Annotated in this window: 18 protein-coding genes and 1 tRNA gene; 7 read left to right on the top strand and 12 right to left on the bottom strand. The window is 75.5% G+C overall.

The window, feature by feature from the left end; translation table 11 throughout:
- Positions 1 to 127: 127 nt before the first annotated feature.
- The 4 genes from ACRYR8_RS10990 to ACRYR8_RS10975 are packed head-to-tail and all read right to left on the bottom strand — an operon-like array spanning position 128 to position 3,439.
- Positions 128 to 1,222: an oxygenase MpaB family protein gene (locus ACRYR8_RS10990; protein ID WP_432484525.1), complete on the bottom strand. Its 1,095-nt coding sequence runs from the start codon at positions 1,220 to 1,222 to the stop codon at positions 128 to 130.
- 20 nt (positions 1,223 to 1,242) lie between these two features.
- Positions 1,243 to 1,554 (bottom strand): hypothetical protein, encoded by a 312-nt coding sequence (locus ACRYR8_RS10985; RefSeq protein WP_432484523.1) that lies wholly within the window; start codon positions 1,552 to 1,554, stop codon positions 1,243 to 1,245.
- Complete coding sequence (locus ACRYR8_RS10980; protein WP_432484521.1) at positions 1,551 to 1,982, bottom strand: DUF1622 domain-containing protein; 432 nt, start codon at positions 1,980 to 1,982, stop codon at positions 1,551 to 1,553. Before ACRYR8_RS10980 ends, ACRYR8_RS10985 begins: the two co-directional genes overlap by 4 nt.
- The gene (locus ACRYR8_RS10975; RefSeq protein ID WP_432484531.1) at positions 1,979 to 3,439 is read right to left on the bottom strand and encodes an aminotransferase class I/II-fold pyridoxal phosphate-dependent enzyme; all 1,461 of its coding nucleotides are present in this window, start codon (positions 3,437 to 3,439) and stop codon (positions 1,979 to 1,981) included. The genes ACRYR8_RS10980 and ACRYR8_RS10975 overlap by 4 nt, the downstream gene beginning before the upstream one ends.
- A gap of 219 nt (positions 3,440 to 3,658) precedes the next feature.
- Here ACRYR8_RS10975 and ACRYR8_RS10970 point away from each other — a divergent pair, with 219 nt between their 5' ends.
- Positions 3,659 to 4,108 (top strand): STAS domain-containing protein, encoded by a 450-nt coding sequence (locus tag ACRYR8_RS10970; RefSeq protein WP_432484529.1) that lies wholly within the window; start codon positions 3,659 to 3,661, stop codon positions 4,106 to 4,108.
- A 59-nt stretch (positions 4,109 to 4,167) separates the two neighbouring features.
- Here the strand turns inward: ACRYR8_RS10970 and ACRYR8_RS10965 are convergent, their stop codons facing one another.
- From ACRYR8_RS10965 to ACRYR8_RS10940, 6 genes are all read right to left on the bottom strand, one after another.
- Positions 4,168 to 5,130: a Brp/Blh family beta-carotene 15,15'-dioxygenase gene (locus ACRYR8_RS10965; RefSeq protein WP_432484519.1), complete on the bottom strand. Its 963-nt coding sequence runs from the start codon at positions 5,128 to 5,130 to the stop codon at positions 4,168 to 4,170.
- A gap of 89 nt (positions 5,131 to 5,219) precedes the next feature.
- Positions 5,220 to 6,233: a bacteriorhodopsin gene (locus ACRYR8_RS10960; RefSeq protein ID WP_432484517.1), complete on the bottom strand. Its 1,014-nt coding sequence runs from the start codon at positions 6,231 to 6,233 to the stop codon at positions 5,220 to 5,222.
- Positions 6,234 to 6,355: 122 nt separating this feature from the next.
- Positions 6,356 to 6,778, bottom strand: a complete 423-nt coding sequence (locus tag ACRYR8_RS10955) for a hypothetical protein (RefSeq protein WP_432484515.1) — start codon at positions 6,776 to 6,778, stop codon at positions 6,356 to 6,358.
- 67 nt (positions 6,779 to 6,845) lie between these two features.
- The gene (locus ACRYR8_RS10950; RefSeq protein WP_432484513.1) at positions 6,846 to 7,685 is read right to left on the bottom strand and encodes a TIGR02587 family membrane protein; all 840 of its coding nucleotides are present in this window, start codon (positions 7,683 to 7,685) and stop codon (positions 6,846 to 6,848) included.
- A gap of 77 nt (positions 7,686 to 7,762) precedes the next feature.
- On the bottom strand, positions 7,763 to 8,572 hold the full coding sequence (locus tag ACRYR8_RS10945; RefSeq protein WP_432484511.1) for an SDR family NAD(P)-dependent oxidoreductase: 810 nt from the start codon (positions 8,570 to 8,572) through the stop codon (positions 7,763 to 7,765).
- 101 nt (positions 8,573 to 8,673) lie between these two features.
- Positions 8,674 to 9,639 (bottom strand): zinc-binding dehydrogenase, encoded by a 966-nt coding sequence (locus ACRYR8_RS10940; protein ID WP_432484509.1) that lies wholly within the window; start codon positions 9,637 to 9,639, stop codon positions 8,674 to 8,676.
- A gap of 65 nt (positions 9,640 to 9,704) precedes the next feature.
- Here ACRYR8_RS10940 and ACRYR8_RS10935 point away from each other — a divergent pair, with 65 nt between their 5' ends.
- The 4 genes from ACRYR8_RS10935 (at position 9,705) to ACRYR8_RS10920 (ending at position 13,702) form a co-directional block, all read left to right on the top strand.
- Positions 9,705 to 10,556 carry an acyl-CoA thioesterase gene (locus ACRYR8_RS10935; RefSeq protein ID WP_432484507.1) on the top strand — a complete coding sequence of 284 codons (852 nt, stop codon included), beginning with the start codon at positions 9,705 to 9,707 and terminating at the stop codon, positions 10,554 to 10,556.
- A 92-nt stretch (positions 10,557 to 10,648) separates the two neighbouring features.
- Positions 10,649 to 10,822 (top strand): hypothetical protein, encoded by a 174-nt coding sequence (locus ACRYR8_RS10930; RefSeq protein WP_432484505.1) that lies wholly within the window; start codon positions 10,649 to 10,651, stop codon positions 10,820 to 10,822.
- Positions 10,823 to 10,852: 30 nt separating this feature from the next.
- A complete protein-coding gene (locus ACRYR8_RS10925) occupies positions 10,853 to 12,055 on the top strand; it encodes an acyl-CoA dehydrogenase family protein (RefSeq protein ID WP_432484504.1) in 1,203 nt (400 codons plus the stop codon).
- Between the two features lie 72 nt (positions 12,056 to 12,127).
- Positions 12,128 to 13,702 (top strand): GGDEF domain-containing protein, encoded by a 1,575-nt coding sequence (locus ACRYR8_RS10920; RefSeq protein WP_432484502.1) that lies wholly within the window; start codon positions 12,128 to 12,130, stop codon positions 13,700 to 13,702.
- Here ACRYR8_RS10920 and ettA read toward each other — a convergent pair.
- The gene (ettA, locus tag ACRYR8_RS10915) at positions 13,689 to 15,371 is read right to left on the bottom strand and encodes an energy-dependent translational throttle protein EttA (RefSeq protein ID WP_432484500.1); all 1,683 of its coding nucleotides are present in this window, start codon (positions 15,369 to 15,371) and stop codon (positions 13,689 to 13,691) included. The genes ACRYR8_RS10920 and ettA overlap by 14 nt on opposite strands.
- 61 nt (positions 15,372 to 15,432) lie before the next feature.
- Here ettA and ACRYR8_RS10910 point away from each other — a divergent pair.
- Positions 15,433 to 15,505 (top strand) — tRNA-Arg (locus ACRYR8_RS10910).
- 58 nt (positions 15,506 to 15,563) lie between these two features.
- Here the strand turns inward: ACRYR8_RS10910 and ACRYR8_RS10905 are convergent.
- On the bottom strand, positions 15,564 to 15,986 hold the full coding sequence (locus ACRYR8_RS10905; protein WP_432484498.1) for a hypothetical protein: 423 nt from the start codon (positions 15,984 to 15,986) through the stop codon (positions 15,564 to 15,566).
- A gap of 397 nt (positions 15,987 to 16,383) precedes the next feature.
- Here ACRYR8_RS10905 and ACRYR8_RS10900 point away from each other — a divergent pair, with 397 nt between their 5' ends.
- Positions 16,384 to 17,178 (top strand): aldo/keto reductase, encoded by a 795-nt coding sequence (locus ACRYR8_RS10900; protein WP_432484496.1) that lies wholly within the window; start codon positions 16,384 to 16,386, stop codon positions 17,176 to 17,178.
- Positions 17,179 to 17,226 lie beyond the last annotated feature (48 nt).

Below are 17,226 nucleotides of genomic sequence, written 5' to 3'. Positions count from 1 at the left end.
GGGGGGGGGGGGGGGGGTGGGGGGGGGGGGGGGGGGGTCCAACGCCGCCCCGGGGTTGGGGGGGGGGGTGGGGGGGGGGGCCGGGGGGGGGGGGGGGGGGGGCCCCCCCCCCCCCCCCCCCCCCACCTCAGCGCGCGAACCCGGCCGGCCCGCCGTCCAGCGCGAAGGCGCGCGTGGCCTCGACGTTGGCCCGCACGAGGCGTTCCCAGGCGACCGCGTCCCGCCGCAGCAGCAGCCGCCGCCGGCGGGTCAGGGCGACCAGGGGGCGCAGGGCCGCTGCGGCGGCTGCGGAGCGGGGCACGCCCAGCTGGTCGGCCAGCTCGTCCCCCAGCATCGCGCGGCAGGCGGCGCGCACCATCGGCCCGGCGAGGCGCCGGGGTGCGGGGGTCAGGTCGGCGAGCGCCCCGGCCAGCGCGTCCAGCCCGGCGCGGGTCAGGCGCCGGGAGTCCTCGCTCGGCGGCCCGGTGACGGCGGCGATGCGCTCGGCGAGCAGTTCCGCACCGGCGCGGCAGGCGGCGCCCACCAGCAGCCGCCGGTCGATGCCCAGCAACCGTCCCAGGTGCTGCCAGTACGCGTACAGCGAGTTCTCCTCGGCGCCGGTGAGGTCCAGGCCGAGGGCGGCGTCGGCGCGCATCGTCACGAGGGTGAAGTCCAGCCAGGTGCGGACCAGGTCGACCTGGTGCAGGGGCACGGGACCGGCGTCGCCGGCGGCACGGCGCACCGAGCGGCGCACGCGGGCGTGCACGAGCCGCACCTGGGCGGTGGCGACGTAGCCGGGTTCCCCCTGGCGCAGCCAGCCGGGCACCAGCGCGGCGGCGTTCCACCGCCCGGTGTCGGTGACCCGTTCCAGGGCCCGTCCGGTGAGCTCGCCGGTGCCGACGAGGACGGCGGCGGTGCGTGGCGGGGCGTAGGAGTGGATCAGGGCCGCGGCGCCGAGGTCGAGGACGTGCTCGGCGGGGGAGATGGTGAAGTGCGGCAGCGACGCCCGGTCGAGCAGGTCGTCCGGCGCAGCCGCGGTGAGGGTCTCCAGCTCCCCCAGGAAGGCCGCGAGCGCCGGCGCCCCGGTCGGGTCCCCCAGCGCGTCGCGGCCCTCCCGCAGCCCTCGCTCCAGCAGGGCCCGGTGCTGCGGGTGGGCGGCGAGCTCGTCGGCGAGGGCGTCGGCGACGGGGTCGCCCACGGCGCTCAGCTCGTCGATGAGCGCGTCCAGCGCTGCGGCGTCCACGCGATCTTCCCCGTCCCCGGTCAGCGGTCGAGGTCGTGGTCGTGGTGCCCGGCGGTCGCGGGCCGGGGACCGCGCCAGGCGGCGGCCCCGGTCCGCGACCCCCGGGTGGTGAGGCAGCGCAGCGCCACCACGGTCGCGGCGGTGGCCAGCTGCCGCCACGTCTGGTCCGCGCTCAGGCGCAGCAGGCCCGCGGCCAGCAGCAGGTCCAGGCCGACGCCGAGCGCGAGCGCGGGGCGGCGGGTGCGCAGCAGGACGGCGACGGCGGCCACGAGCGCGGTCGCGGCGACGCCGAGCGCGAGCAGCGTCGGCAGGACCGCGGCGGCGCCGGTCACCGTTCCCGCTCCGGCACCGCGGACGCCGGTGGCGGCTCCTCCCGCGCGGAGTCCTGCCCGGAACCCCGCTCCTCCTCGGCGACCTGCCGCCGCTCCTCGGCGATCTCCTTGGACAGGAAGTGGTTCAGGGCCGTCCGGATGGCGGCCACCACCGCCAGCTTGCCGAGCTCCTCGAAGCTGGGTGCCACGGCGGTGCGCAGCACGTCGCTGGCGAGCTGGAACTCCAGCCCCAGCGCGAGGAACCGGCCCAGGGTCAGGCGCACGGGCACGAACCGCCGGGAACCACCGCCGCGCACCGCCACGGCGACGAAGCGGGTGAACGCCCACACGGCGCCGACGGCGATGACGACCGCCCCGCAGGCCTCGACGAGCGTGACGAGGAAGCCGACGACCTCCCGCAGCAGCTCCTCGGCCTCCTCGGCGCTCACCCGGCGACCACGCGCAGCGTCTTCATCGAGGGGTCGGCCGCGTCGGGCACGAGCATCCCGGCGGCGGCACCGGTGGTGAGATAGTCCACGACCTGCTGGTCGACGACCTCGCCGGGTGCCAGCACCGGCACGCCGGGCGGGTAGGGGGAGACCATCTCGGCGACGACGCGGCCGACGGCGTCCTGGACCGGCACCTGCTCGGCGCGGGCGAAGAACGCCTCCCGCGGGGTCATGGCGTTGCGCAGCTCGAGCGCGCCCGGCTGCGGCAGCCGGGTCCGCGGCTGCCGTTCGATCTCGCCGCTCTCGGCGGCCAGGCGCCGCAGCGACGCCACGAGCCGGTGCTCGGTGTCGTCGTCGTCGGCGTGGGTGAGGCGGATCCCGATGCGGCAGGCGTCGGCGGATCCGGCGTCGACGCGGCAGTTCGCGCGCAGCCAGTCGCCGGCCTGGTAGCCGCTGATGCCGAGCGGGCGCACGTCGATGGTCAGGGCGAGCGGGTCGAGGTCGAAGGCACCCTGCGGGCGCACCACCTCCCGGCCCATGAGGTCCAGCCCGTCGAGGTCGTCCACGGCGGCGCGCACCCGCACGGCGCGCTCGAGGGCGGTCCCGAGGAGTTCGCGGCCCTGCTCCACCATCTGCCGGCGCCAGCCGTCCAGGGTGAGGTACACCAGCGCGGAGGAGCTGGTGGTGCCCAGCAGGTCCTCGCGCTGCTTCAGGACGTCGGGGTCCACCAGGTCGCCCTTCAGGTGGAAGCACGAGCTCTGCTCGATCGCGCCGCCCATCTTGTGCACGCTGGTGACGACGACGTCGGCTCCGGCGTTCATGCCCCAGGAGGGCAGGTCGGGGTGGAACGGCAGGTGCGCGCCCCACGCCTCGTCGACGATGAGCGGGACGCCGAACTCGTGGCACACCTCAGCGGTGCCGGCGATGTCGGCGCAGGTGCCCCAGTCGGTCGGGGAGATCAGCAGCATCCCCTTCGCGTCCGGGTTCTGCTCCAGGGCGCGGCGCACGTCCTGCGGTTCCGGCGGGTGCGCCAGGTGCAGGTGCTCGTCGAAGTGCGGGTGCACCCACACCGGCTCGACGCCGGAGACGATCACGCCGGCGATGACCGACTTGTGCGCGTTGCGGGAGATCAACAGCTTCTCCCCGGGACCGGCCACCGAGATCATCGCAGCCTTGACGGAGAGCGAACTGCCGCAGGTGGAGAAGAACGCCTCGTCCGCACCCACGGCGTCGGCCATGAGGTCCTCGGCCTGGGAGACCACGCCTTGGGACTCGCGCCGGTCGTCCAGGCCGTTGAGGGTCAGCACGTCGGAAGTGAAGACGCCCTCCCCGATCAGCTCGACCAGGCGTGGGTCCGCACCGCGGCCCTGCTTGTGCCCGGGCGGGCCGTAGACGACGTCCCCCCGCTCCTGGAAGGCGGCCAGCGCCTCCAGCACCGGTGCGCGCGAGTGGTCCACCACGTGTGTCGCCTCCTTGTCGTCGCGTGCCGGGCGCGTCCGCACCCGCACCCGTGGCGGTACCCGGCGTCGCCCGGACCATGCGCCCGCCGCCGACACGGGGCGAGTGACGGACGAGGACGGGTCGGGGTGGCCGGGAATGCCCCGCCCGCAGGGACCGTTCGAGGAAGTGGCCGGTCCACCCGCGGGCTGTGACCTCACGCAGCTGATCGGACCGTTCTGAACCCTCTTCCCGTCCTCTCCGTCCGCCGCCGCTGGGCGGGGGTCGTCAGCGTCGTCAGCGTCCACGGGGAACTGGACGCCGCGGCCGCCGAGCCGCTGACCACCGGGATCACCGCCGCGCTGGCCCGGTCCCGCAGCGTCGTCGTCGACCTGTCCGGCACCACCTTCGTGGACTGCCACGCGGTGGGCGCCCTGGTGCGCTCGCACCACGAGGCCCGCGACCGCGGTGGGCGGCTGCGCGTGGCGGCCCTGCCCCCTCACGTGCAGCGGGTGTTCACCGTCTTCGACCTGCACGGCGTCCTGGGCGGAGCCCGGGACGTGGCCGGTGAGTGCCGGGCAGCGATCGACGCCCCTGCTCCCCCCCTCGAGGGGACCAGCTCGCTCGACCTGCCGGACAGCCCGCACGCGCCCCTCGGCGCACCGGTGGGGGCGGGCGCTGCCGCCTGAGGGATGAGGGGCGCCCGGCCCGGGCGGTTCGCCGCCCTGCCCCGCGGCCCGGCCGGCTCCTAGCGGTGCGCGCCGGGCGGCGCGGACCGCGCGCGGGGGTGGCGGTCCCACCAGGCCACGACGAGCACGTGGGGCACGGTCAGACCCGCCAGGACGGCGAGGTCCGCCGTGACGAAGCCGCGCCAGCCGTCGGTCGTCGACCACAGCGCGCCCAGCGCCGCCAGGCTGACCGCGGTGGGTGCGGCCGCGGCCAGGGCGAAGCGGCCCAGCGGGCGCGCCAGGCGCCCAGCGGCCAGGTCGCCGGTGTTGGCGGGGTCCTCGGCCAGCAGCCGCCCGACGTGGCGCACCGCGTGCCAGCCGCCGAAGTAGGCGCCGAACGCCACCAGCGGCGGCACCAGCAGCCCCACCGCGGCCAGCAGGGCGACCTCCGCCGCCGCCAGCCGGCGGTGCCGGTGCAGGCGCCGGGCGACGGTGAGCACCACCGCGCTCAGCACCAGCACGGTCGCCCCCGTGGTCAGCCACCACGGCAGGACGCCGCTGCTGCCGGGCACCACCAGGGCGATGATCGGGGCCACCGACACCGCGTCGCCCACCACCGGCAGCACCAGCACCGCACCGCCGGTGGCCACCACCGCGAGCACGTCGCGGTCGCGGCCGGTGCCGACCACCCGCCCGGCGCGCTCGTCGTCGAAGGCGACCTCCCCGGAGCCGAAGTGCAGCACCGAGACGAGCACGAAGGCCACCAGGGCGGCGGCGGGGAACGTGCGGAACAGCAGCCAGGCCGCCGCGGCGGTCGCGGCGTAACCGGTGGCGACGAGCAGCACGCGCGGTGCCCGCTCGCGCAGGACGAACGCCGGCACCAGGTGGTCCACCGCACCGTGCGGCAGACCGGCCAGCAACCCGGCCACCAGCACCACCCACCCGTGCTCGCGCCACACCTGCGGCGCGCCGAGCTGCACCAGCAGGACGGTGCCCAGGACCGCCAGCGACAGCGCGGTCGCGGCGGCCTCGGGCCCCCGCACGCTGGGCCCCGTCCGGCACGGGGCCCGGTGGTTCACCGGGTGGTGCGGGCCGGCGGGTCGTGCGAGGCGGCCGTGCTCGGCCGCGGAGGTCACGGTTCCTTCGGGGGCTCGGTACCCGCGGAACGCCCGGCGGTGCGCTCGGCGGAGGTGACGTCGACGGTGTGCGCACCGGTGGCGGTGTGCGCGGCGGTGGCGGTGTGCGCGGCGGTGCCGCCGGTCCCGCCCGTGGGCACGACGCCCTTCAGCAGCGGCTGAACCCCCTCGGACTTCTTCACCGAGGAGATCCACACGTCCTCCGGGTGCGTCTCCTCCCCGGCGTTCACGTCCTCGGCCGTGCGCAGCTTGGCGACCTTGTGGATCAGCGCCCCGAACGCCACCTTCGCGGCGATGTCGGCGAAGGAGAAGCCGACCTGCATGGTGGTGGTCCAGTTCGCGCCGGGCAGCCAGTTGTGGATGGCGTAGGCGATCGGGTACCAGCCCCACACGCTCAGCAGCAGGATCCCGGCGTTGCGGTAGGAGGCGTACGCCTCGGCGCTCATCGAGCCCTTCGACGAGCGCAGCACGCCGATGAGCAGCACGTGCAGCACGACGTAGAACGCGGTGCTGACGAGGCCCCAGACCAGCAGTTCGGTCCGGTCCGAGCCGCCACCGTCCACGGTCGCCCCCAGGTAACCGGTGAAGATCATCAGGAACGCCGCAGCGACGAGGGCGAAGCGCGTCGACCGCGCCCGGGCACCGGCCAGGGAGGAGACGGCCAGGAACTCCACCATGAGCAGCGGGACGGTCACCGACCAGTCCATGTACCGCGGGATCAGGGTGTTCAGCGCCTCCACGTTCGGCAGGTACCGCCCATCCGCGTACACGTACCCCTGGTCGAACTTCACCACCAGGTGCACGTACGCCAGGGTCGCCACCCCGGTGACGGACAGCGACGCCAGCACCGCGGGGCGGTACCGGGCGCCGACCTCGCCGGTGGAGTTCCAGGTCCGCACGAACTGCGCGAACAGGGCCAGCCCGGCCACGACCATCGAGTAGAGGATCAGATCGTGCTGCCCGGAGGAGAGCGTGAAGAACTCCGGCCGGGCGGTGTCGTTCAGGTCCACGCGGGAACCTCCACTGGGAGTCGCACGTTCGAGGCCCTCGTTTCGAGCCGCCGCGGTCACCGTAGGAGGTGGCCCCCGGAGCCGCACCCTCGACGTGCGCGCCCGGTCCGCCGGCGGCGGGGTCAGGGGACCGTGTACCCGTCGGCGCGGACCTGCAGCCGGCCACCGGCGGGATCGGTGGCGAAGACGAGCACGACCCGGCGCCTGCTCTCCGCCGGCACGTACGGCACGGTCGCCGTCGCCTCGGACACCACCTGCCCGCCGGAGGTGACCTCGCCGGTGACCTGCACGTCCTGGGCGGTCCGCCCGCCCCCGTTGAGCAGGTCCACCTGCACGGCGAAACCCGCGGGTCCCCGGCTCACCTCCCGCACGCGCGCCTCGAGGCGCGGCGCCGAGCTGCGGGTGAGGGCCTCGTGCCCGAGGTGGGCCAGCAGCGCCAGCACCAGTGCACCCCCCAGGGCACCCAGCACCGCCTCCAGGCGGTTCAGCCGCGCACGGCCGGCGAGCTCGCCGCCCCCGGTGCCCCACTGCTCCTGCATCCCCACGAGTTCCCCTCCCCCTCGACACCCGTCCCGGCACCCGCCCCGGTCCACGTCCCGGTCGGTCGCTAGCTCAGACGACCAGCCGGGCGGCCGCAGCCCCGAGGCCGGCCGGCAGCGCCAGCACCACCGTCTCCATGACGACCTGCGACAGGCCCGTCCCGTCGAAGCGGCCGAACGTCCACAGCAGGTACGCGCTCACCCCCAGGGCGATGACGTGGGCGATCACCGTCCAGGTCAGCAGCACCTTCCACGTGCCGCCCTGCAGGCTCGTCCCGCTGCGGAAGCGCAGGCCGTAGACGAAGGCGTGCATGAGGGCCAGCTCGAAGGCGATGAGGACGGCCCCGTGAACGGGGCTCATCCGGGCGGCGATGAGGACGACCTCCTCCGTGGGGGCGATGTTCGCCGCGACCACCACGGCACCGGCCGCCATCAGGAAACCCTCACGCCACTGGGCGTGGTGCTTGTACGCCCGCCGGCGGTCCGCGCCGAGCTGCGAACGGGCGAAGGAGGCGCCGATCGCAGCCGGCAGCGCCTCCAGGGCCACCACGGACAGCGCGGTCCGCCAGCCCTGCCACGGTTCGACCACCGCCAGGAGGCACAGGACCGCGGCGGCGGCCACGAGCCCCGCGAGCATCGCGACGCCGGCGTCGATGACGGCGTCCAGCGCCCCGATCCGCTCCTTGTTCACGAAACCGAAGTAGTGCGCCAGCCCGATGGACAGCAGGACACCGGCCAGCACGAGGAGCACCAGGCGCACCCGCGTGACGCTGACGGCCAGCGACCACACCTCCATCGTCATGAAGATCGGGAGGGCGAACAGCACCGCTCCGGCGAGGGCGCGCCCCACACCGCGCAGCACCTCGGCGGTGCTCAAGCCCTCCGCCGCACCGTCCGCCGCACCGCCCGCCACACCGCCTCCTCCGCGTTTCCCGGACGACTCCGGACCGTCTCAGGGACCCGCCCCGGCCGGGGCGCGGGCCGCCGACCTCACAGGCTGGAGTGGGTGGCCACGGCCCGCTCCAGGGCGTCCTTGCGGGCGGCGAGCACCTCGTCCAGCGCGGCCGGGTCCTCGCGGTCCAGCACGATCGCGTCCCGTCGCCGCTGCCCACCGCGGACCACGCGCAGGCTGCCGTCGGCGATGCCGGCGAGGGTGGCGGCGGCGACGTCCTCGGCGCTCTCGTACTCGAAGCCGTGCTCGGCACCGGCCCGGGAGCTGTCCATCATCGGGGTGCTGGTGGCACCGGGGTACACGTTGAGGACGCGCACCCCCTCCCCGGCGAGCTCGCGGCGCAGCGCGTCGCCGAAGTGGGCGACGCCGGCCTTGGTGGCGGCGTACGTGGCGTAGAACGGCAGCGCGACCAGCCCGATGCCGGAGGAGACGTTCACCACCAGCCCCTCGCCGCCGGCCCGCAGGGCGGGCAGGGCGGCGCGGGTCAGCAGGATCGGGGCGGTGAGGTTCAGCGCGACCTGCGCGAGGACCTCGCTCTCCTCCAGCGACTCCAGCCGGCCCGCCCGCACGTTGCCGGCGTTGTTGACCAGGACGTCCAGGCCGCCGCCGAACGCCTCCTCGGCGGCGGCGACCACGCGCGCGGGGGCCCCGGCGACGGTCAGGTCGGCGGTCACGACGTGGGCGCGGCCGCCGCGCCCACCCACCTCGGCGGCCACCGCCTCCAGCGGTTCGAGGCGCCGGCCCACGAGGGTCAGGCGCGCGGAGCGCTCGGCGAGCTGCAGCGCCAGGGCACGGCCGATGCCGCTGCCGGCACCGGTGAGGACGATCGACCGGTCGTTCAGGTCCATGCCCACCGCCCTACCCCGGCTACGCCCCCCGAACCACTCCCGGGCGCCACGTCCGGCGGCGGAGGGCGCCAGCCGGACGGTGCCGGTCAGGCGGTGCCGGGTCAGACGGTGACGACGACCTTGCCGACCGCCTCGCCGGACTCCAGCCGGGCGAACGCCTCCCGAGCGTCGGCGAGCGCGTGCACCGAGTCCACCTCGGGCGCCAGGTCGGCCAGCTCGCAGTACCGCAGCAGCCGCTCGAACTCGTCGCGGGTGCCCATCGTGGAGCCCAGCACGCGCAGCTGGCGGAAGAACACGTGCTCCAGCATCGCGGGAGCGTCCCCGCCGGTGGTGGCACCGGAGACGACGATCGTGCCGCCGGGCCGCAGCGAGCGCACCGAGTGCTGCCAGGTGGCCCTCCCGACGGTCTCGAACACCGCGTCGACGCGCTCGGGCAGCCGCTCCCCCGCCGGGAACGTCGCCGCGGCGCCCCAGGAGGCGGCCTTCGCGAGGCGCTCCCCGGAGCGGCCGGTGACCCACACCCGCAGGCCCGCCGCCGCGCCGAGCGAGATCAGCGCGTTGGAGACCCCGCCGGCGGCACCCTGCACGAGCACCGTCTGCCCCGGCACGACACGCGCCTGCGTGAACAGCATCCGGTACGCGGTCAGCCAGGCCGTGCCCAGGGACGCGGCCCGCTCGAACGACCACCCGGCGGGCTTGGGCAGCAGGTTCCGCCGCGGCACCCACACGTGCTCGGCGAGGGTGCCGGGGTGCAGCTCGGAGAGCAGGGTGCGGCGCGGGTCCAGGGTCTCGTCGCCGCGGAAGTGCTCGTCGGGGACGACGGCGTGCACGACGACCTCGGTGCCGTCGTCGGTGGTTCCGGCCGCGTCGCAGCCCAGCACCATCGGCAGCCGGTCGGCGGGCAGACCAGTACCGCGCAGGCTCCACAGGTCGTGGCGGTTCAGGGCGGCGGCGCGCACCGCGACCCGCACCCAGCCGGCGGGTGGGTCGGCCGCGGGGCGGTCGGCGACCTCCAGCGCGGACAGCGGGTCGTCGGGCGAGCTGCGGACGGCGCGGGCGGCGAGCACGGGCGCGACGCTAGCGCCGCGGGTGCGCACCGGCACGGTGGTGCCCCGCTGGGTAGCCTCCGGGCGTGAGCGAGCCGAGCCCCCTGCTGCCCGTCCTGGACGTCCAGCCCGTCCCCGACGCCGCGGACGTGTTCACCGCCCCGAACCTGCCGGGCTGGCGGCCCCGGCTGTTCGGCGGGCAGGTGCTGGGGCAGGCCACGGTGGCGGCCTCGCGGACCGTCCCCGCCGACCGGCCCGTGCACTCGCTGCACGCCTACTTCCTGCGCCCGGGCGACCCGGACGTCGCGGTGCACTTCGCGGTGGAGCGGCTGCGCGACGGCCGCTCGTTCTCGGCACGGCGGGTGCAGGCCCTGCAGAACGGGGTGGCGATCCTCTCCGGCATCGCGTCCTTCCAGGCGCCGGCGGAGGGTCTGGAGCACGCGGACCCGGCACCGGAGGTGCCCGAGCCGGAGGAGCTGACGAGCGACCTGGAGCTGCTGGACGCCGTGGAGCACCCGGCGGCCCGGCAGCTGGGCCGCGGTCGCCTGACCGACGTGCGGCACGTGGAACCGGCGATCTACCTGACGCCGGCCGGGGAGCGCACCGCGCGGCAGGCGGTGTGGATGCGCCTGGACGGGGCGCTGCCGGACGACGAGGTGGTGCACCGGGCGGCGCTGGCGTACGCCTCGGACTTCACGGTGCTGGAGCCGGTGCTGCGCCGGCACGGCCTGGTGTGGGCGACGCCGGGGCTGAGCGTGGCGAGCCTGGACCACGCCATGTGGTGGCACCGCCCGGCGCGCGCCGACGAGTGGTTCCTGTACGTGGCCGAGAGCCCGAGTGCGGCCGGCGCGAGGGGGCTGTCGACGGCGCGGGTCTACGACCGGCAGCGGCGGCTGGTGGCGAGCGTCGCGCAGGAGGGCATGCTCCGGCTGCCGTGACCGGCGCGGCTCCCGGGCTGCGGAGAGCCGGCGACTGCGCGATGATGTGACGTGCATCACAGAGCGATGGAGCTCTCGAGGAGGGCAGAACCTTGGTCACCGCGATGCACGTCCTGCAGCACCACCGGCACCGCCGGCACCACCCGATCGGCCCGCCGTGCGTGCCGCGGCACTGCGCCGGGACGCGGCGGGTGGCGGCCGCGGCCGCCCTGGCCGACCGCCTCGTCTCCCGCCACGCCCGGCGCGAGCGACACCGGCGGGGCTGAACCGCCCGGGGCCTGTGGCACGGTGGCGCGGTGCACCACGACCACGCCACCACCCCCTCCCCCCGCGCGCTGCGCGAGGAGGTGTTCACCGACCTGCTCACCGAGGCCCGTGAGGGCGCCGCGCGCCGCGAGCGGGAGCGCGAGCTGCCGGTGGACCTGGTGCGGCGGCTGACCGCCGCCGGGTTCGGCACCGCCCACGTGCCCGCCGCCGCGGGCGGTGAGGGTGCGCCGCTGGAGACGCTGTTCGAGCGCCTGGTGCGCCTGGCGCGCGCCGACTGCAACGTGGCGCACGTCTTCCGCGGCCACCTGGCGTTCGTCGAGAAGCAGTACTTCGAGCCCGACCCGGCGGTGCGCGAGCGGTGGTGGCGGCGGGTGCTGGACGGCCAGCTCGTCGGCAACGCCGTCTCGGAGTCCTCCGACACCTCGGACCTGTCCACCGTCCTGACCGAGACGCCGGACGGGCTGCGGCTGGACGGCCGGAAGTTCTACACCACCGGCTCGATCTACGCGGACTGGATCGACACCTCCGCGACGTTCGGCGACGTCAGCGTGCAGGTGTTCGTCCCGACGTCCGCACCGGGCGTGCAGGTGGCCGACGACTGGAAGGGGTTCGGGCAGCGGCTCACCGGCAGCGGCACCACGACGTTCACGCAGGTGCCCGTGCAGCGCGAGCACGTGCGCACCATCGACCCCGACGACGACGCGCAGACGTACATGCTGGGGTTCTTCCAGCTCGTCCTGCTGGCCGTGGCGGCGGGCGTCGCGCACGCCGCCCTGGACGACACGGTGGAGTTCGTGCGCGGGCGACGGCGCATCTTCGGCTACGCCGGGCAGGTGGCGCCCCGCGAGCACCACCTCGTGCAGGCCGTGGTGGGCCGGTTGTCCAGCTCCGCCTCGGCCGCGCGCGGGCTCGTGCTGAGCTGCGCGCGCACCCTCGACGGCGCCCTGGCCGCGCACCTGGCGGGGGCCGAGGGCGCCGCCGAGGGCCTGCGGCACGCCCAGCTGGAGGTGTTCCGGGCGCAGCAGGTGGTGCTCCCGCTGGTGGTGGACGCCACCGCGGAGCTGTTCGAGGTGGGCGGGGCGTCGGCGGTGGACGCCGAGCGCGGCCTGGACCGGCACTGGCGCAACGCCCGCACCATCGCCTCGCACAACCCGGCGGTGCACCGCTGCCGCGCGATCGGCGACTTCGAGCTCAACGGCACCGCGACGCGGCGCTACCTGCCGGCCGGCTGAGCACCGGGCGGGAGCTGCGCCTTTCGGGCGAGGCGCCCTCACGCGCGGCGCGCGGACGGCCGATGCCGAGGCGTGACCTCTCGCGGCACCACCCCGCCCCTCCGCCTGCACCTCGCCGTCGGCGGGGTGCTGGCGGTGGTGTGCGTGCTGCTGCCGGTGGGCCCGGGCCGCGACGCGCTGTACACGCTGGTCAGCGCCGGGAGCGTGGCCGTGATGGCGGCCGGCGTGCGCCTGCACCGGCCGCGGCAGGCGCACGCGTGGTGGCTCCTGGTCGCCGGCATGGCGACGTGGGCCACCGGCGACGCGCTGTGGGCGCTGTTCCGCTGGGTGCTGCACGTCACCCCCTTCCCCTCGGCCGCGGACGTGCTCTACCTCGCGTGCTACCCGCTGCTGGCCGCCGGGTACGGCGGCTTCGTCCGCGCCCGCGGCGGCCACCGCGACCGCGACGGACTGGTCGACGCGGCGATCCTGACCGTCGCCTTCGCGCTGCTGAGCTGGGTGCTGCTGCTGCGCCCCTCGATCGAGGCGGCGGGCACCTCGGTGCTCGCGCGGGTGCTGGCGGGGGCGTACCCGGCCGGTGACGTGCTCGTGCTGGCGCTGCTGGTGCGCCTGCTGACGACGGGGGGCGCCCGCGCGAGCTCCTTCCGGTACCTGGTGGCGGGGGCGGCGCTCATGCTGCTGGCCGACTGCGGCTACCAGTACGTGACGCTGGCGACGGACTACTCCGGCGGCCTGCTGACGCTGCCGTGGCTGTGCGGGTACGTGGCCCTGGGCGCCGCTGCGCTGCACCCGTCGATGCGGCGGCTCACCGACGCGGAGGAGCGACCGGCGTTCGGCGTCACCCGTGCCCGCCTGGCGGCGCTGACCGTGGCGGGCCTGCTGTCGCCGGGCACCCTGCTGCTGCAGCTGGCGCTGGGCGCGCGGCTGGAGGCGTGGGCGGTGGCGCTGGCGTCGGCGGTGCTGTTCCTGCTGGTCATGGTGCGGATGTCGGGGCTCGTGGGTCACCTGCAGGAGCGGGCGAACCGGATGGCGGACCTGGCCCGCACCGACACCCTCACGGGGCTGGCGAACCGCCGCACCGGCGACGCGGAGCTGGCGCGGCTGCAGGTGCGGGCGCGCCGCGAGGGACTGCCGCTGTGCGTGGCCGTGCTGGACCTGGACCGCTTCAAGGAGTTCAACGACACGTACGGGCACCAGGCCGGCGACAGCCTGCTCGTGCAGGCCTCGGCGGCGTGGCACGCGGCACTGCTCGAGGAGGGAGCGTGCACCCCGCCGTCGCGCGCGGGCCTGCTCGCCCGCTGGGGCGGGGAGGAGTTCGTCCTGCTGCTGCTGGGCCACGAGCTCGATGCGGCCGGGCACCTCGTCGACCGGCTGCGCCGCCGCACGCCGGCCGGGCAGTCGTTCTCCGCCGGCGTGGCCCGCTGGGCCGACGCGGAGGGGGCCGGCGAGCTGTTCGCCCGCGCCGACGCGGCCCTGTACGCCGCCAAGCGGGCCGGGCGCGACCGGGTGCTGCTGGCCGGCGCGGCCGGGACCACCCCGGCCCCCCCGGAGGCGGGGCGACGGACGGGCGGGAACGCGACGGCGCCCGCGCCCCGGGCGGGGACGCGGGCGCCGTCGCGACCCGGAACGGGGGTCAGTCGCGGGTGAGCTTGCGGTACGTCACCCGGTGCGGGCGGGCGGCGTCGGGGCCGAGGCGCTCGATCTTGTTGGCCTCGTAGCCGGCGAAGTTGCCCTCGAACCAGTACCAGTTCGCCGGGTTCTCCTCGGTGCCCTCGTAGGCGAGGATGTGGGTGGCGACGCGGTCCAGGAACCAGCGGTCGTGGCTGACGACCACGGCGCAGCCGGGGAACTCCAGCAGGGCGTTCTCCAGGGAGCCGAGGGTCTCGACGTCGAGGTCGTTGGTGGGCTCGTCCAGCAGCAGGACGTTGCCGCCCTCCTTGAGGGTCAGCGCCAGGTTCAGCCGGTTGCGCTCACCACCGGAGAGGACCCCGGCGGGCTTCTGCTGGTCCGGGCCCTTGAAGCCGAACGCGGAGACGTAGGCCCGCGAGGGCATCTCCTGGTTGCCGACCTGGATGAAGTCCAGGCCGTCGGAGACGACCTCCCACAGCGTCTTCTTCGGGTCCAGGCCGCCGCGGGACTGGTCGACGTAGGACAGCTTGACCGTCTCGCCGATCTTCAGCTCGCCGCCGTCCAGCGGCTCCAGCCCGACGATCGTCTTGAACAGGGTGGTCTTGCCGACGCCGTTGGGGCCGATGACGCCCACGATGCCGTTGCGCGGCAGGGAGAACGACAGCCCGTCGATGAGGGTGCGGTCGCCGAAGCCCTTCTTGAGGTCCCTCGCCTCGATGACCGTGCTGCCCAGTCGCGGGCCGGCCGGGATCTGGATCTCCTCGAAGTCGAGCTTGCGGGTGCGCTCGGCCTCGGCGGCCATCTCCTCGTAGCGGGCCAGTCGCGCCTTGGACTTCGTCTGGCGGCCCTTGGCGTTGGAGCGGACCCACTCCAGCTCGTCCTTCAGCCGCTTCTGCAGCTTGGCGTCCTTCTTGCCCTGCACGTCCAGGCGGGCGGCCTTCTTCTCCAGGTACGTGGAGTAGTTCCCCTCGTAGGGGTAGGCGCGGCCGCGGTCCAGCTCGAGGATCCACTGGGCGACGTTGTCGAGGAAGTAGCGGTCGTGCGTGACGGCCAGGACGGCGCCGGGGTACTTCGCCAGGTGCTGCTCCAGCCACGTCACGGACTCGGCGTCCAGGTGGTTGGTGGGCTCGTCCAGCAGCAGCAGGTCCGGGGCCTCCAGCAGCAGCTTGCACAGCGCCACGCGCCGCTTCTCACCGCCGGAGAGGTGGGTGACCTGCTCGTCGCCGGGCGGGCAGCGCAGCGCGTCCATGGCCTGCTCCAGCTGCGAGTCCATGTCCCACGCGTTGGCGTGGTCCAGGTCCTCCTGCAGCTGGCCCATCTCCGCCATGAGGGCGTCGTAGTCGGCGTTCGGGTCCTCGAAGGAGGCGGTGATCTCGTTGTAGCGGTCCATCTTCCTCTTGAGGTCGCCCAGGCCGTCCTGGACGTTCTCCAGGACCGTCTTGGACTCGTCCAGCGGCGGCTCCTGCATGAGCATGCCGACGCTGTACCCCGGCGACAGCCGGGCCTCGCCGTTGGAGGGCTGGTCCAGCCCCGCCATGATCTTCAGGACGCTCGACTTGCCGGCGCCGTTCGGCCCGACCACGCCGATCTTCGCGCCCGGGTAGAAGGAGATGGAGACGTCGTCGAGGATGACCTTGTCCCCGTGCGCCTTGCGCGCCTTCGACATGACATAGATGAATTCCGGCACGGACCCAGGCTAGTCGAGTCGTCGCCGGGCGCGCTCCGGCCTCGGTAGGGTGCCCCCACCGGCCTCCGTAGCTCAGTGGATAGAGCACCGGACTTCTAATCCGATGGTCGCAGGTTCGAATCCTGCCGGGGGCGCCCGCTCCCCCAGCGCCGACGCGCTGGGGATCCCGGCGACGCCGGTGCGCCGGCCGGGTCAGAAGCGGGAGGCGTCGGCGACCTCGCACGTCAGCTCCGCCGGCGGCTCCGCAGCCGCCCCCTGCGCCTGCACCTGGACCGACCGGCCCGCGGGGACCGAGTCGGCGGCCGCGGTCGCCTCGGCCACGCGAGCGCCGCCCGGCCCGTTCACCGACACCGTGATCACGTAGGACTTCGGGGAGTCGGACGTGTTGGTCACCGTCAGGTCCGCCGTCACCTGCCCGGGGTCGCCGGCCCCGCAGGAGTCGACGACGACCTCCTCGGCCGCCGGGGTCGACGTGCCCGTCGACGCCTCGCTCGTGGGGGACTGCATGGCGCCGGGAGCGTCGGCGTCCGTCTCCGTCGTGGTCGTGGTCGTCCCGCCGCAGGCCGTCAGGGCCAGCAGGGCGACGGCGGACAGGGTGGTGCCGGTGCTGCGCACGGATCCTCCAAGGGGTGACGTCGACGCGCGGTCGCGCGGGGACGCTCGAGCGCCGCGGCCCGCTCGTCCCCGTCTGCAGCGTGCCACGCGCGCGCCGTGCGCTCACGCGCAGCCGGGTCCCGCCCCCGTGACCACCGGACCGGCGCGCGAGCCGGGTGCGACCCGCGCCGCCGGCACGACGGGCGTGCCCGCCGGCTCCCGGCAGGTGACCGGTGCCCGGGGACCCGGGGCACGGAGCGCCGGTCGGCGCCGCCGCCCCGGGCGCCGGGGCGGTGATCGACACCGCCTCCGAGGGCTCCCGGAGCGGCGCGCCCCTCGAGCCGGTCGTCGTCTTCCGGGGCAGACTCCTCCGAGGCAGCAGCCGGACCGACCCGACGAGACCGACCGGAGGAGCCCCGTGCCCCTGCCCCCGAGCCCCACCACGACGATCGCGGCCGCCGGCGGCGGCCTGGAACTGCCGCTGATCGGCCTGGGCACCTGGCAGGCCGCCGGCGAGGTCGCCCACCGCGCGGTGCTCGACGCCCTGGAGCTCGGCTACCGACTGGTGGACACCGCCACCATGTACGGCAACGAGCGGGAGGTCGGCGCCGCCGTCCGCGACAGCGGCCTGGAGCGCGGCGAGGTGGTCGTCACCACGAAGCTGCGCCAGAACCAGGCCGGCCGCGAGCGCGAGGTGGTGCGCGAGAGCCTGAGGCTGACCGGCCTGGACGTGCTGGACCTGTGGCTGGTGCACTGGCCGCCCGACGGGCAGGCGCGCCCCGACACGTGGGAGCGCTTCCTCGAGGCCCGCGAGCAGGGGCTCGTGCGGGCCGTGGGCGTCAGCAACTACAGCGTCGCGCAGATCGACGAGCTGATCGACGCGACCGGCGTCGCCCCGGCCGTCAACCAGGTCAGGTGGGGTCCGGCGCTGCACGACGAGGGGGTGCTGCGCGCGCACGCCGAGCGAGGCGTCGTGCTGCAGGGCTACAGCCCGTTCAAGGCCACCGACCTGGACGCCGCCCCGATCGCGGCGGCGGCGCGCGCGCACGGGGTCAGCACCCGGCAGGTCGTGGTGCGCTGGCACCTGCAGCACGGCGTCGTGGTCATCCCCAAGTCCACCGACCGCACGCGGATGGCGGAGAACCTCGACGTGCTCGGCTTCGAGCTGAGCGGCGGCGAACTCGCCGCGATCGACGCCCTCGGGCGGGCCTGACCGGCGCCCCGCGGGCCGGTCGCGGGCGCCGGCCGGGGGCGGCGGGGT

This window comes from Kineococcus esterisolvens (assembly GCF_050871405.1).
Lineage (GTDB): Bacteria > Actinomycetota > Actinomycetes > Actinomycetales > Kineococcaceae > Kineococcus.
The sequence above is the reverse complement of the archived record's forward strand: the minus strand, read 5'-3'. Positions and strand labels throughout refer to the sequence as shown.